Source organism: Rhizobium sp. P43 (assembly GCF_056730705.1).
Genome location: NZ_CM161539.1, coordinates 1,918,214 through 1,931,927, shown reverse-complemented (window position 1 = coordinate 1,931,927; position 13,714 = coordinate 1,918,214). Strand labels below are relative to the sequence as shown.

18 protein-coding genes and 1 pseudogene are annotated in these 13,714 nt (G+C 61.7%); 10 read left to right on the top strand and 9 right to left on the bottom strand.

The genetic code is table 11. The features are described 5' to 3' along the window. Nucleotides 1-49: 49 nt before the first annotated feature. Complete coding sequence (locus tag AC1PUL_RS09680) at nucleotides 50-307, bottom strand: YjhX family toxin (protein ID WP_480468549.1); 258 nt, start codon at nucleotides 305-307, stop codon at nucleotides 50-52. 274 nt (nucleotides 308-581) lie between these two features. Here AC1PUL_RS09680 and AC1PUL_RS09675 point away from each other — a divergent pair, with 274 nt between their 5' ends. Continuing rightward, entirely contained in the window at nucleotides 582-1,091 is a 510-nt protein-coding gene (locus AC1PUL_RS09675; protein ID WP_480468098.1) for an N-acetyltransferase family protein, read from the top strand. Here AC1PUL_RS09675 and AC1PUL_RS09670 read toward each other — a convergent pair. Further along, nucleotides 1,053-1,385 carry a DUF1294 domain-containing protein gene (locus tag AC1PUL_RS09670; protein WP_480468096.1) on the bottom strand — a complete coding sequence of 111 codons (333 nt, stop codon included), beginning with the start codon at nucleotides 1,383-1,385 and terminating at the stop codon, nucleotides 1,053-1,055. The genes AC1PUL_RS09675 and AC1PUL_RS09670 overlap by 39 nt on opposite strands. A 147-nt stretch (nucleotides 1,386-1,532) precedes the next feature. On the opposite strand from AC1PUL_RS09670, the gene gatB reads away from it, so the two are divergent. Further along, nucleotides 1,533-3,038 carry an Asp-tRNA(Asn)/Glu-tRNA(Gln) amidotransferase subunit GatB gene (gene gatB, locus AC1PUL_RS09665; protein WP_480468095.1) on the top strand — a complete coding sequence of 502 codons (1,506 nt, stop codon included), beginning with the start codon at nucleotides 1,533-1,535 and terminating at the stop codon, nucleotides 3,036-3,038. 5 nt (nucleotides 3,039-3,043) lie between these two features. Beyond that, entirely contained in the window at nucleotides 3,044-3,541 is a 498-nt protein-coding gene (locus AC1PUL_RS09660; protein WP_480468094.1) for an N-acetyltransferase family protein, read from the top strand. Nucleotides 3,542-3,564: 23 nt separating this feature from the next. Here AC1PUL_RS09660 and AC1PUL_RS09655 read toward each other — a convergent pair whose 3' ends face one another. Then, nucleotides 3,565-3,990: a hypothetical protein gene (locus tag AC1PUL_RS09655; RefSeq protein WP_480468093.1), complete on the bottom strand. Its 426-nt coding sequence runs from the start codon at nucleotides 3,988-3,990 to the stop codon at nucleotides 3,565-3,567. A 67-nt stretch (nucleotides 3,991-4,057) separates the two neighbouring features. Here AC1PUL_RS09655 and AC1PUL_RS09650 point away from each other — a divergent pair, with 67 nt between their 5' ends. From AC1PUL_RS09650 to AC1PUL_RS09630, 5 genes and pseudogenes are all read left to right on the top strand, one after another. Continuing rightward, nucleotides 4,058-4,525: an N-acetyltransferase family protein gene (locus tag AC1PUL_RS09650; RefSeq protein ID WP_480468091.1), complete on the top strand. Its 468-nt coding sequence runs from the start codon at nucleotides 4,058-4,060 to the stop codon at nucleotides 4,523-4,525. A gap of 108 nt (nucleotides 4,526-4,633) precedes the next feature. After that, nucleotides 4,634-5,032, top strand: a complete 399-nt coding sequence (locus AC1PUL_RS09645; RefSeq protein WP_298469253.1) for an NADH:ubiquinone oxidoreductase subunit NDUFA12 — start codon at nucleotides 4,634-4,636, stop codon at nucleotides 5,030-5,032. A 93-nt stretch (nucleotides 5,033-5,125) separates the two neighbouring features. Next, nucleotides 5,126-5,560 (top strand): annotated as a pseudogene (locus AC1PUL_RS09640) (DUF2155 domain-containing protein); the annotation flags it as partial. 435 nt (nucleotides 5,561-5,995) lie between these two features. Continuing rightward, nucleotides 5,996-6,235: a hypothetical protein gene (locus AC1PUL_RS09635; protein WP_480468090.1), complete on the top strand. Its 240-nt coding sequence runs from the start codon at nucleotides 5,996-5,998 to the stop codon at nucleotides 6,233-6,235. A 130-nt stretch (nucleotides 6,236-6,365) separates the two neighbouring features. Next, nucleotides 6,366-6,839, top strand: coding sequence for a VOC family protein (locus AC1PUL_RS09630; RefSeq protein ID WP_480468548.1), 474 nt, complete (start codon nucleotides 6,366-6,368; stop codon nucleotides 6,837-6,839). A gap of 9 nt (nucleotides 6,840-6,848) precedes the next feature. Here the strand turns inward: AC1PUL_RS09630 and AC1PUL_RS09625 are convergent, their stop codons facing one another. Genes AC1PUL_RS09625 through coxB form a run of 3 tightly spaced genes read right to left on the bottom strand, consistent with a single transcriptional unit; the run spans nucleotide 6,849 to nucleotide 10,418 of the window. Continuing rightward, on the bottom strand, nucleotides 6,849-7,184 hold the full coding sequence (locus AC1PUL_RS09625) for a hypothetical protein (RefSeq protein ID WP_480468089.1): 336 nt from the start codon (nucleotides 7,182-7,184) through the stop codon (nucleotides 6,849-6,851). Between the two features lies 1 nt (nucleotide 7,185). Beyond that, nucleotides 7,186-9,711 (bottom strand): cytochrome c oxidase subunit I, encoded by a 2,526-nt coding sequence (gene ctaD, locus AC1PUL_RS09620; protein WP_480468088.1) that lies wholly within the window; start codon nucleotides 9,709-9,711, stop codon nucleotides 7,186-7,188. After that, nucleotides 9,708-10,418, bottom strand: a complete 711-nt coding sequence (gene coxB / locus AC1PUL_RS09615; protein WP_480468087.1) for a cytochrome c oxidase subunit II — start codon at nucleotides 10,416-10,418, stop codon at nucleotides 9,708-9,710. The genes ctaD and coxB overlap by 4 nt, the downstream gene beginning before the upstream one ends. A 30-nt stretch (nucleotides 10,419-10,448) precedes the next feature. Between coxB and AC1PUL_RS09610 the strand changes: the two genes are divergently transcribed. Beyond that, nucleotides 10,449-10,955, top strand: a complete 507-nt coding sequence (locus AC1PUL_RS09610; RefSeq protein WP_480468085.1) for a DUF2231 domain-containing protein — start codon at nucleotides 10,449-10,451, stop codon at nucleotides 10,953-10,955. Here the strand turns inward: AC1PUL_RS09610 and AC1PUL_RS09605 are convergent. Together AC1PUL_RS09605 and AC1PUL_RS09600 are read right to left on the bottom strand one after the other, a co-directional pair. Then, nucleotides 10,933-11,433, bottom strand: coding sequence for a CopD family protein (locus AC1PUL_RS09605; protein WP_480468084.1), 501 nt, complete (start codon nucleotides 11,431-11,433; stop codon nucleotides 10,933-10,935). The two genes, AC1PUL_RS09610 and AC1PUL_RS09605, sit on opposite strands and share 23 nt — an antisense overlap. Next, complete coding sequence (locus AC1PUL_RS09600) at nucleotides 11,433-12,176, bottom strand: cytochrome c oxidase assembly protein (RefSeq protein ID WP_480468083.1); 744 nt, start codon at nucleotides 12,174-12,176, stop codon at nucleotides 11,433-11,435. Before AC1PUL_RS09600 ends, AC1PUL_RS09605 begins: the two co-directional genes overlap by 1 nt. Nucleotides 12,177-12,779: 603 nt before the next feature. On the opposite strand from AC1PUL_RS09600, the gene AC1PUL_RS09595 reads away from it, so the two are divergent. Further along, nucleotides 12,780-13,067: a hypothetical protein gene (locus AC1PUL_RS09595; RefSeq protein ID WP_480468082.1), complete on the top strand. Its 288-nt coding sequence runs from the start codon at nucleotides 12,780-12,782 to the stop codon at nucleotides 13,065-13,067. A gap of 131 nt (nucleotides 13,068-13,198) precedes the next feature. Here the strand turns inward: AC1PUL_RS09595 and AC1PUL_RS09590 are convergent, their stop codons facing one another. Next, nucleotides 13,199-13,522, bottom strand: a complete 324-nt coding sequence (locus AC1PUL_RS09590; RefSeq protein WP_480468080.1) for a Rap1a/Tai family immunity protein — start codon at nucleotides 13,520-13,522, stop codon at nucleotides 13,199-13,201. Nucleotides 13,523-13,714: the final 192 nt, after the last annotated feature.

Here is a 13,714-nt window from a genome sequence, read left to right as displayed (position 1 = left end):
GTGCAAATGTAACTACGAATGTAGTGCTCGGCAAGTCTTGGCCTTTAACTCACCTATTGTCCAGCTCCGACCTCACGAGCCGCAATCCCCGTTCGGTGATGCGATACGGTTTGCCCTGTCTCGAGCTGATCGCCTTCAAGCGTTTGAGCCTGCGAAACAGCTCAAGATCGAAACCGGGATAGAGCCAGCCGTCGCGGGAGAAGCACAGAGCCTTTTCGATCTTGCGTCGGTCGTCGCGGTGGATCTCGATCCAGCCGCCTTGGGCCATGAGGTGAAGGATACGCTGGTCTGAGCGTGATATGTCCATTGTCTGATGTCCGGAGAAGCGCAGATTGCTGCGCATGAAAACGGGTCCGGCGCCTCAAGGCGTCGGGGCTTCGTTTTCTGGCCCTGGCCGGTCGAGCCCTATCACGGGATCGCGGGCAGGGCCTTTACCGGGTCTCGGACAAACCGAACATCAAAACTCCTGTTGACCCACCGACGGTATCACTGTCCGCTGCGATGCGTCTATTGCGTCAAGGCCACACACTCTGGTCAAGAATCATCCCCGGTGTTTTACTGTTTGCAACGAAGAGGTGAGGATGGTCACGATCCGCAAGGCGCGACAGGACGATGCAGAACTCCTGACGGAGATCGGCATGCGTGCCTGGCGAAAGGCGATGGCATCGGTGGGCGAGGCGGCCGAGATGGCTGCCAATGCGCGCGAGGCCTTTGCCCGCTTCACCGAGGAGGGCTGGATCACCATCACGATCGTCGAGAAATCCGGCGTTCCCGTTGGCTGGGCCGCCCGCGAGGATATGGATGAGACGATTACCGACTTCTGGATAGATCCTGATGTCGAGGGCCAGGGTCTCGGCGGCGCGCTGCTCAAGGCCGTGGAGGGCGAGCTGAAAGCCCAGGGTATCTCGCTTGCACGCCTGCAGACCCATGCGATGAACAGCGATGCCCTGAAATTCTTCGAGAAGAAGGGCTATTCGGTGAACTGGCTGACGGTCAGTTACAATCCGAAGCTCGATCGCGATGTTCAGTCGGTGGGCCTCTCCAAGTCGCTCTCAGATCCCGCCGGAAGCGGCTACGGCCAGGAATTCTGAAGCCTGTCCGGTCAACAGGGTCGCCAGCACGGCGGTCTGGATCAACGCCATGGCCGGCACCAGCCAGGTAAACGGCGCCTTCTTCGTCTTGTGCCGAAAGAACCGCTGTCCGGCAAAAGCCCCGAACGCCCCGAAGAACACGATCATCGTCACCAGACGTTTCTCGGGCACCCGGCGATGTCCATGGATGGCGGCTCGCTTGTCGAGGCCGAAGGCCATCAGCGTCGCAAGGTTCCAGACAACCAGGAGGGCAAGGATAGGGATCGCAGGCAAGGGGAGCAGCAGGTCGGGCATACACTTTTCTATCCGCCCACCCCTTAACGTTCGCCTTCACGCAACATCCCTTGTCCGCACGAGCTTCGAACCCTCTCCAGCCTTGCACCTTCGGCGCAATTGCTCTACCTCACGAGGCAACACGTCCAAGCATGACACGAGCATCCGATGACCCTGGTAGACACCCGCACACCCGATCCGAAACGCTTCATTCCCGGCGCCACCGGCGACTGGGAAGTCATCATCGGCATGGAGGTCCATGCGCAGGTCCTGTCGAATTCCAAGCTGTTCTCTGGCGCTTCGACGGTCTTCGGCAATGCGCCGAACGCCAACGTCTCGCTCGTCGATGCAGCCATGCCCGGCATGTTGCCCGTCATCAACGAGGAATGCGTGGCCCAGGCCGTGCGCACCGGTCTCGGCCTGAAGGCGCAGATCAACAAGCGCTCGATCTTTGACCGCAAGAACTACTTCTATCCGGACCTGCCGCAGGGCTATCAGATCTCGCAGTTCAAGGACCCTGTTGTCGGCGAGGGCAAGATCATCATATCCCTCGGTCCTGACCGACAGGGCAATTTCGAGGATATCGAAATCGGCATCGAACGCCTGCATCTGGAGCAGGATGCCGGCAAGTCGATGCATGACCAGCATCCGACCATGTCCTACGTTGATCTCAACCGCTCGGGCGTGGCGCTGATGGAAATCGTCTCGAAGCCCGACATGCGCTCGTCCGACGAAGCCAAGGCCTATATGACCAAGCTGCGCTCGATCGTGCGTTACCTCGGCACCTGCGACGGCAATATGGACGAAGGCTCGATGCGCGCCGACGTCAACGTCTCCGTGCGCAAGCCGGGCGGCGAATTCGGCACGCGCTGCGAGATCAAGAACGTCAATTCGATCCGCTTCATCGGCCAGGCCATCGAATACGAAGCCCGTCGCCAGATCGCGATCATCGAGGATGGCGGCACGATCGACCAGGAAACCCGCCTCTTCGATCCGGGCAAGGGTGAGACGCGCTCGATGCGCTCCAAGGAAGATGCGCATGACTATCGCTATTTCCCCGATCCGGATCTGCTGCCGCTCGAATTCGACGATGCCTTCGTCGAAGCGCTGAAGAAGAGCCTGCCGGAACTGCCCGACGACAAGAAGGCCCGCTTCGTCGCCGAACTCGGCCTCTCCGTCTACGACGCCTCGGTCCTCGTCTCGGAAAAGGCGATCGCCGACTATTTCGAAGCCGTGGCCGCAGGCCGTGACGGCAAGACGGCCGCCAACTGGGTCATCAACGACTTGCTGGGCGCCTTGAACAAAGCCGGCAAAGCCATTGAAGAGACTCCGGTTTCGCCCGCCCAGCTCGGCGGCATCATCGACCTGATCAAGTCTGAGACCATCTCTGGCAAGATCGCGAAGGACCTGTTCGAGATCGTCTGGAACGAGGGCGGCGATCCGGCTGAAATCGTCGAAGCGCGCGGCATGCGCCAGGTGACCGACACCGGCGCCATCGAAAAGGCCGTCGACGAGATCATCGCCGCCAATCCGGATCAGGTTGCCAAGGTGCTCGCCAAGCCGACGCTTGCCGGCTGGTTCGTCGGCCAGGTGATGAAGGCAACCGGCGGCAAGGCCAACCCGCAGGCCGTCCAGGCGCTGGTCAAGGCCAAGCTCGGTCTGCCGGAGGAGTAAAGCCGGTGTTCTTCGTCCGCACGGCGACCGATCGGGATGTCGAGCCGCTCCGCGCCTTGCTGACGCAGAGTTTCCACGCGGCCTATGACCGGTTCTATGGGCCGGCCAAGGTCGCCGAGCTGATCGCGGCCTGGCATTCGCCGGCTGAGATCAAGCGGCGCATTCATGTGAAAGGCGGCGAATATCTCGTCGCCGATGACGGCAAGCGGATCGGTGGCATGGCCTTTGCGGCCATGTCTGAAAAGCTCACCAAGACCGCCATCCTGCACCAGCTTTATGTCCATCCCGATCACCAGCGCCAGGGCATCGGCCGCGATCTCTTTGCCGAGATCGAAACCTGCTTCCCGGATGCGGAGATCCTGCGCCTCGAGGTCGAGCCGCAGAATGCGGGTGCCATCGCCTTTTATGAAGCGCACGACTTCGTCGAGGTCGATCGCACGAAGAATTGTGGCGGTCCCGACAGCGGGATCGAAGCACTGATCATGGAAAAGCCGCTCAAGTGAGCGGCTTCTCGCTGCCGTGATTTTCAGTTGAATGGTGGCTCCGTCACGGTGCCGTCTTCATCGATCAGTTGTACCACGCTGCACTCGACGAGATTGTTGTCTTTGGCATTGCTGCAGGCAAGCTCCGCCGCCTTGAGCGCGAGCTCTCTGGTCTGCCAGCCGCAGGAGAATGTATGCCAGTGCGGTCCGCCATCGGCCATCATGAAGATATCGACGCTCCAGTTGGCTGGATAACAGGATGCATTGACGTCGCAGAACTCGGCGGTTCCGCCGCCTTCTATGCATCGCTTTACCGCGCAATCGATCGCATTGGCGGTCGTCTTCTCGATGCACAGACCCGAACTCATCTCGTAGGCTTGCGCATAGGCGATTGCCTGGCGTCGATTTTCCTGCGCCTGAAGTGGCGTGCAGCATAAGATTACGGACAGAATTGTCAGCAGTCGTCGCATGTTTGTCATCAAGACGTCCCCCGGGATCGATATTGGAAGGCCAGACTAGCGCAAGAGCGGAGCCGGCATGCAAGTCCAAACAATGCAGATAAGGGAAGCGACCGAAAATGATCTGGAAGCGATCGTCGCCCTCTTCGCCGACGATCCGCTCGGCGGCCATGGCGACACGACCGATCCGGCAGCCTTGCCCGACTATCACGCCGCTTTCCAACGTATTGCCGCCTCGCCGAACGAGACGCTCTATGTGGCAGAACTCGATGCGGAAGTGGTCGGGACCTTCCAGACCATGGTCACCACCACCCTGACGGCCTGCGGCAGCAGCAACTTGATCATCGAGGCCGTCCAGACGCGCGCCGATATGCGGGGCAGGGGTATCGGCGCCGCCATGATCGAGTTTGCCGTCGAGAAGGCGAGGGCGGACGGCATGCGCCTCGTCCAGCTGACCTCCAATGCCGCGCGCAAGGACGCCCATCGCTTCTATCAGCGGCTGGGCTTCAAGGCCTCCCATATCGGCTTCAAGATCAGGCTGAAATGACGGGGGTGCGACGGGGAATCACTGGACAAGCCGATGGTGAGGCGGCATAAGCGAGACAGGTTCGACAAGGCCGTCCTGCGGCCTGCGTTAATTGCCCAAGGATACACGATGAAGCAGCTCCTCTTGCAGATCTTCACCTGGTGGAACGGCCAGACCATGGGGACCCGTTTCTTCACCTGGCGGCACGGCAAGCGCGTCGGCGAAGACGAATTCGGCAATGTCTATTACGAAGGCCCGATGACGAGCTGGGGCCAGCCGAAGCGCTGGGTGATCTACAACGGTTACGCCGAAGCCTCGAAGATTTCCGCTGGCTGGCACGGCTGGATGCATTACCGCACCGACACGCCGCCGTCGAAGGAAGACTACAAGCCGCGCGAATGGGAAAAGGCGCATCGCCCGAACCCGACCGGCACGGCGGCTGCCTATCGTCCGCAGGGTTCGATTGCTGCTTCCGGTGAGCGTCCGCGCGTCACCGGCGACTACGATGCCTGGACGCCGGGCAGCTGATACCCGTTTTGGCCATAATCCGGCGTTAGGGCCTCTTCTGGGAGGCCCTTCTCGTATCTGGCCTCCAGTGGATCGATGAAAGCGAGCGGGACGATGAAATTGAGTGCATGGGCATGGGCCATTCCGGTTGTCGGGCTTGCTGCTGCGGCTTCCCTGACCCTTGCCGGCAGAGCCGATGCCGCCCGCCTCGAAAACCCCGTCGCTGAATTCGCCGGTATCGACAAGATCACCGGCCGCATCACCACCTTCGACGTCTATGTCAACGAAACGGTCCAGTTCGGCGCCCTGCAGGTGACGCCCAAGGTCTGCTATTCGCGCGATGAGACCGAAGCCCAGAAGATCGACGCCTTCATCGAGGTTGACGAGATCACGCTCGACCGCAAGATCCGCCGCATCTTTTCCGGCTGGATGTTCGCCGACAGCCCGGCGCTGAACGCCGTCGAACACCCGATCTATGACGTCTGGCTGACCGGCTGCAAGGTCGAGTCGGACGTTCCTCCGCCGCCCGGCGTTGAAGCCGTTGCCAAGCTTGCGCCCGAGCCCGCAAAGCCGGCCGACGCCGCGACGCCGGCACCGACCGCCGCTTCGGTTCAGCCGGGTGCAGCAGTTGTCGATCCGACCCAGGGTACGACGCAGGAAATTGATCCCAACCAGACGGCCCTTCCGCCGCTGGACGCGCCGGTCGAGGTTCCGACGGAAGTGATCGGCGGCGCGCCGGCCGGTCTCCCGCCTTCAGGCGATCCTCTGCTGCAGGGCAACCCCGCCCCGCCACCCCCGCCGGTGACGCCGCCCGGCAGCGTCGGTCTGTTCTAGGGGCCACAAGCATCGCGCTCGCCGTAGTCCGATCTCCCCCCGTGTGGGGGAGATGCCTGGCAAGGAAGAGGGGGGTAACCCCCGGCACAAGCTTTCCATTGACATCTAGGTCATTTGAGAACATTAAGAGAACAAACGGGAGTTCTCGAAATGTCGCTCGCTCAAAAATTCATCGTCCTTCCCTTCAAGATGAATCGCGGCAGTGTCGTGCCCGGCGAAATGCGCCAGGCCTCCAGCGCTGCCGCCGCCGAAAAGATCGCCACCGCCATGGCTGCCCGCCACATCGGCGTCGCCGCCTATTCTGTCCAGGTCGATGAGGAAAGTGGTGACATGACAAGCCCCAAACTCATCATCGGCTTCGGCGAAACGGCGGATCTGAACGCAGCCTGAGCTTGGCGCTTCTCTTGGCCCCGACAGAGCGATGTCGGCGTACGCGGAAGCGAGGGCCGTCCTCGACGGAACCTTGCTTCCAGTGTGGAGTTTGGGATCCTCGGAATTTGGGGAGGGATGATCCATGGCAATTGCAAAGAACAAAATCTGCATCTGGTACGACCGTGACGCCGAAACCGCAGCTCAGTTCTACGCCTCTGTCTTTCCCGACTCAGAAGTCAGAGCCGTCCACCGTGCCCCCTCGGATTATCCCTCCGGTAAGGCAGGCGATGTGCTGACCGTCGATTTCACCGTTTGCGGCATCCCTTGTCTGGGACTTAACGGTGGCCCGGCCTTCAAACAATGCGAAGCCTTCTCTTTCCAGATCGCAACGGATGATCAGGAAGAGACCGACCGTTACTGGAGCGCCATTGTCGGAAATGGCGGCCAGGAGAGTGCCTGCGGCTGGTGCAAGGACAAATGGGGTGTCAACTGGCAGATCACACCGCGCACCCTGACCGAAGCCTTGGCCGCTGGCGGCGACGAGGCAAAGCGTGCCTTCGAGGCGATGATGCAGATGGGCAAGATCGACGTGGCGAAGATTGATGCCGCCCGTCGCGGCTGAGGCGAGCTTCTAGCAAAGCGTCAGCCACATCACGCCGCCATAGGTGATCACCGTTGCCACCAGCGCCGCAACCTGCAGCATGCCGGCGATCTTGTGCAGAAGCCGCGCCTCATCGGTTTGCGGCTCTGTGAGTTCCCTGGTCGCATACCAGTGGAGGCCACCGATCAGACCCAGTGTGACGATCAGCATGAACGCGAGCACCAGCCGCAGCGCCGAAGTGGGACCGACATCGATCTGGTGCCAGCCGAGATGGCATCCGGTCGCCTGCGCCCCGTAGAGAAGCAGGAAGGCGCCGGACCAAATCACAAAGCCTGTCAGCAGCAGGACGAAGGGGGACACTTTCATCTCATCGCCCTCCGATCCCGGTCAGGCTCTGCAGCACGAAGGGGAAGGCGAGCCCGATCAACCCGGCGACGGCCGTGTAATCGTGCCACAGCTGGCCGATTCGCAAATCGAGCACGCGCGCCGGCCCGATGTAGCCGTTGTTCCAACGCCACAGACCATAGATCGCCAGCACGGCGCCGATCGCTGCATGCAGCCCAACGTAAACGGCCACTGCGAAGGCCGCTGCGGAGGCCGCATGCCCCGTCGGCGCCGGGATCGACATCTGCAGTATCGCAACCGCGCCGACGCTGACGATATGCGCAGCAAGCGTCACGCCCAGGCTCGTGATCGTCCATCCGGCCCGGCCATCGGCGAAGCGTCCGGCGATCGCCGCCGTGGCGAGGCCGATCGCCGCGACCAGGGACGGAGCCAGGAAGGTGAAGTCGAGATCCGGCGGCGGCCAGTTAGGGGCGGAAAGCCAGAGGAAGAAGGCGCCGAAAACCAGTGACGTGTAAAGCGTCGCATTGGCGGCGAGCACAAAAACCACGGCCCACCAGGAGGGCGGTTGCGCCACTTCCTGATGATGCAGTGCCCGTTCTCCGCGCCCCACGTCCAGCGGGCCGAGATCCTGCTTCAAGCCCGTCGCCGGCGTCCAGAGGAAGAAGAGGATGATCACCGCGACAAAGGCAACGGGTGTCAACCAGTAGAGTTTGGCGAGCAGGCTGGCGAAGAAGGCCGCCGTCGCGATCGCCGTCCAGAGCGGCAGATAAGTGGGCCTTGGAAGAACGACCACATGGTCGAGGCGACCGCTCACCATGTCGACGGTCAGCGTCTCCATCCAGCCATTGCGCATAAAGCCCAGGTAACCGCGTCCGGCGGCCAGTTCCGGGCCAAGTTGGCGCGGCCCGAGCCCATCGGCTCGCCCTTCGATATGCGGCAGCGAGCCGAAATTATAGGAGGGCGGCGGCGTGGGCGTCGCCCATTCGAGCGTGCCGGCTTCCCAGGGGTCGCGACGAAACGGCTTTCCGTGGCGTATGAGCATGATCAGGTCGAGGGCGACCAGCGCAAAGCCGATCGTCATGACGAAACCACCGACCGACGAGATGAAGTTCAAGACCTCCCAGCCCGCCTCCTGCGGATATTCGAAGACCCGGCGCGGCATGCCGCGAAGCCCCGTCAGATGCATGATGAAGAAGGTGACGTTGAAACCGATGAAGACCAGCCAGAAGGCGGGCTTCGAGAGGTGCTGCACGGGCTGGCGCCCGGTGATGTGTGGCAGCCAGTAGTAAGCCGCCGCCATCATTGGAAAGACGAATCCGCCCACCAGCACGTAGTGCAGATGCGCCACGACGAAATGCGTGTCATGCGCCTGCCAGTCGAAGGGCACCATGGCCAGCATCACGCCGGTCAGCCCGCCGGCCACGAAAACGAAGAAGAAGCCGAAGATGTGCAGCATGGGGATCGAATAGCGGGGTCTTCCATGCGCCATGGTGGCGAGCCAGGCGAAGATCTGGATACCCGTGGGGATGGCGACCAGCGCGCTCGCTGCCGAGAAGAAGGAGAGCGCCACATGCGGAATGCCCACCGTATACATGTGGTGCACCCAAAGCCCGAAGGAGAGGAAGGCCATGGCAACGATCGCCGCGACGATCAGCCCGTAGCCTTCAAGCCGCGTGCGGCACAGGACCGGGATGATGGTCGACAGCGCCCCGGCGGCGGGCAGGAAGATGATGTAGACCTCCGGATGGCCGAACAGCCAGAAGAGGTGCTGCCAGAGCAGCGGATCGCCGCCCCGGGTCGGATCGAAGAAGGGTAGGTCGAAGGCCCGCTCCACCTCCAGCAGAATGGAGCCGAGGATCAGCGGCGGAAAACCGATCAGCATCATGGCTGCCACGACCAGCATGTACCAGGCGAAGATCGGCATGCGTGTGAGCGACATGCCAGGAGACCGGAGCTTGAGAATGGTCACCATGATTTCGATCGCCGCCGACAGCGCCGAAATCTCCACGAAGGTGATGCCGAGCAGCCAGACATCGGCATTGATGCCGGGCGAATAGGGCCGCGACGAAAGCGGCGTGTACATGAACCAGCCGCCATCCGGCGCAATGCCGAAGACGAGCGCCGCCACCAGGAAGGAGCCGCCAAAGAGATAACACCAGTAGCCATAGGCCGACATGCGCGGGAAGGCGAGGTCGCGGGCGCCCAGCATCTTCGGCAGCAGATAGATCGCCAGCCCCTCGAAGAAGGGGATGGCGAACAGGAACATCATGATGACGCCATGCATGGTGAAGACCTGGGCATATTGGGCGGCATCGAGAAAGGCACTGTTGCTGGATGTGAGTTGCGCCCGGATCAGCATGGCAAGAACGCCACCGATCGCGAAGAACACGAGCGCCGTCACCATGAAGCGCTTGCCCACGACATTGTGGTTGACTGCCGACAGCCGCTGCAGGCCACGGCCCGAGCCCCAGATCGCATCAAGCTGATGATGCAGCCGGATCGCGGTGTCCGGTGGCTGATAGCCCGTCTCGGGTCTGGCATCATTCATGGTGCGGCCCCTCCTGAGACAAGCGCTGTCAGTCGTTGGCGATAGATTTCCGGTGCATGCGCCTCGACAGTGAAGCGCATGCCGGCATGGCCGGTGCCGCAATATTCGGCGCAAATGCCCCCATAGCGGCCCGGCACATCGGCCCGGATGCGCACGACCGTCTCATGCCCGGGCACGGCATCAATCTTGCCGGCAAGCCTCGGGATCCAGAAGCTGTGCACGACATCGGCGCTCGTCACCCGCACCTCCACCACGCCGCCCGCCGGGATATGCAGCGTCCCCTCGGTCGCGATCTCATTTCCCAGATCCGGGTAGCGAAAACCCCAGCGCCACATGGCGCCGCGCGCCTCGACGCGGGCGACCACCGGCTCACTCTGCCAGGCGCCGATCAGATACTCCCCCTGCGCCATGCCATAGGTCATCAGCGCAATCAGCACGGGGATGGGGAGAAACAGCCCGCCGGCGATCATCCAGCCTTTGGGCGAAAGGCTCCGTCCGAAGCCGGGTTTGAAGAAGACCAGACCGAGCAGCGCCAGCACGAGCCCGAGGATGAAAGCGGAGCCGACGAGCATGATCCACCAGAGATTGGCAATTGCCCCGGCATAAGGACCAGCCGGATCCAGCGCCGACAGATCTCCCGAGCAGGAACCCAGCGCCAACCCGCAGACGCCGATGGCGGCGAGACGCGGGAACCTTCGAGCCCGCATCGGCCTTTCCCCCGCAAAAGGAGGGCTTTCATGGCCAATATGTCCGAGACCGACGATTCCAATCCCGTCATCAAGAAGCTCGAGGAAAAGGACACCACGTCTGCCGTGGCTGTAGCGGGTCACCCGCTGCATGCCATGAGCGTGCATTTCCCGATTGCTCTCGTCTTCGGCACCTTGGCCGTCGATGTCTTCTACTGGTTCAGCGCCGATCCTTTCTGGTTGCGTGCAGGTCTCTGGACCTCGGGCACGGCCTTCCTCGCCGGCGTCGCGGCTGGCATTGTCGGCACCGCAGAACTGCTGCTTGTCCCCGGCATTCGCGCCCGCGCGGCAAGCTGGGCCCATGCCATTGCCGCGATCACGCTGATCTCGGTCGCCGGCGCCAACTGGGGCTTGCGGCTTGTCGATCCCCATGCCGTCCTGCCACATGGCATGCTGCTTTCGGTTCTGGCGGCCGCCTTGACTGGTGTTGCAGGCTGGCACGGTGGCAAGCTGATCTTCGATCACGGTATCGGCCTCATGGTGTCGCCCAAGGATTGAAGGGTTCAAGCAGGCGCCCCAGCCCGCCCGGTTCGGACATGACCGAAGGCAGGGTGAGTTGCGGCGCCTCCTTGGCCAGCACGAGAATGAGAATGGCCAGAACCACGGCGCAGCAGCTCACGGTTGCCACGACGAAGCGCCAGGCCGGATAGACTTCCCCCTGCTTGAACAGCCGGATGACGACGAGGCCGGAAAAGACGTGGAACATCGCCAGAAGCCCGACAAAGGCGAGCTTCCAGGAAAACCAGGGCGCAAAGACTTCCCGCATGAAACTGAGCGCGATCCCGCTCGCGACTGCAATGAAGGCCGCCGGCGAGATCAGCGCAACAAAAGCGAAGCGAGTCATCCGTTGCATGCGGTAGAGCGCGTCGTCATCGTCGACATGGGCCCGCTGCACATAGAGGCTCGGCAGGCTGATCAGCCCGGCGGTCCAGATGGCGATGGCCGCGATATGCACGAACTTGAGCAAGGCGATCATCAGCGCGGCGCCTCGCTGTCGAAGCTGCGCCCCGCAAACAGGCTGCGCAGCTTGAGAAGGGCCGCGAAGAGATAGGGGAGGGCCGCCGGCACCCACATCAGAAGCCCAGACAGCTGCTGATCGGCGAGCGGAGACAGGCCGAAGGGATGCGTCGTATCCATATGGGCCGCAAACAGCGGCTCGCGCGAAAAGGTCAGTAAAGCCCCCAGCATGCCCATCTGGATCGTCGTCCCGAGCAGGAGCGCCACGGAAGGCCCAACCGTGCGCCGTGGCGATAGAATGTCGTACCAAAGCCAGACCGCCGAGCCGATCAGCGTCAGTTCCATCAGCCAATAGGCCGCCGGCGACGAGAGGGCGAAGAGATAGGGCCCAGGCGCATGCCAGGCCCACATCAGCAACGTATGCACGAGGAAGGAGAGCTGCGCGGGCAGCAGCTGACGCTCGCGCGCCTTGGACGGGATGGAAAGGACGATGAGAGGGGCTAAAAACGTCACAAGCAAGATGTGATGCAGAACACGGGCCGAAAAGAGCGCAGACGAAAGCGCGCAGAGCGGCGAAACAATGGCAATCAGCATCATCAGAAGGGCAGCACCCGCCGCCATCCGCTGCCGTCGATGGGCGGCGGTCGTCATCAGCAACACGAAGACGGCACCGATCGCCGCCAGAAGCGGCGGATCAAAATTCCAGTCGCGCCACAGCATATCCGGTGTCGGCGCCGGGCCGCAATAGATGTCGAGATTCATGGTCTCCGTCCCCAAACGCCGTCAAAGCCGGCCGTCGCCCGCTAGCGGCCATCGCCCGGGACCGGCTGCTAAATGCAGACGCGCCTTTGGCCGACCGCCCGTCTGTGCAACACCGATGACGCGACATTGTTCCATCGGTGATCATCAGGACATGTGCAGGGGCAGCAATAGGTCGCGCGAAGCCGAGTGCGGCAAGCTCACGGAGCCGGCCATAACGCCGCCCAAACGCCACCTAATGCCACCGCACCGGCTTCTAAATCCAGTGCGAGGCCAGCATTCTCAGGGCTTTTCGCGGGGTATGTGGCGCATCAGGTGGCATTATGCCCTTTTTCGCGGGCTGTGAGCGCTCGTCGAGCGGGGGAGAGGGGGCGCGGTTGCCTCTTTATCGATTGCCGCCTCGGATTTCCCCCCAAAAATTTCCTGGGTCCACTTCAAGCAGGCAGTAGGCCGGCATAGGAGTCCCTGTAGGGGCTACGAGGGGTGAGCAGCACGGATAACAGCCTGGAGCTTCCTTAAAGCGCTCCTGTGTTTGGCTGTTGACTTTTGGTTGCGAGGACGGCAGTCCGAGAAACCAAAAGGGAAAACCTGCGCAGGAGATCGAGCATGAAATTCATCAAGGCTTATCTGGTTCTGGCTTCTCTGGGTGCAGTCCTCATGATGGGGAATATCACGCTGCAGGAGGCAGGTCGCTACAGCATAGACGCGGGGAGCCTCTCCCTGGCTCTCGCGCTGCTGGCCACTGCTGTCCTGAACCTAGTCTACCTACTCACCACTACCGCATCGGATAGCACACCCCTGCCCCTGCGTGTGGTCTCCCTTTGGCTGAAGGCCAAGGAGAGGGAGCTGGAAAAGAAGGCTGATAAGGGAGGAGCAGAACAGGGAACACTGTAAGCAGTGTTATAGCTTTACCTGTTATGCTTATGACTGAATGATCAGTCTCCCCCTGATAGATAGTCATATAGATATATCGAAACGGAGGGGGGACTAGATTTCCTCCTAAGGGGTGGGGTAATCGATTTTAGTCAATTCGGGCATGGCCAAGCCGCGAATATAGCATCGGCCACCTGCACTGTTCCGTTGAGATGAAGCTTATCAGGGTTATCTTGAAGATGCTTTGTGACCACCCTCGCGATCTGGGTGTTCTTCACTTCCCTGGGAATGCAAAAAGCGTTGGGCTGAGCCCAGGACAATCCCTCGACAACACCGGTGACATAACCGAGGCAGAACACATCCTTTTTCTCACATGAGGCGATCAGTGTTGTGCCAGTAACGTAGAAAACGGTCTCAGCGCTTGATGGTGTGGTAACGGACAACGCCGAGATAAAGGCCAAAGCTGCACTGCGCATGTGTCCCCCTCTTGAGAATACAGGCAGAGATTGCTCTCTACCTCCTGCCGTTGTCAATTGAGCCAGGAGGGCTCGGAGTCTGGTTCTCCTCCGCTACGGTTGCGCCGTAAGCCTCAAGAGCAGCCGTCTCCGACAGGTCTGCAACTGTGGACCGTGGCGGGCGGGACAGCCCTCCGATCCCGCTTGACGGAT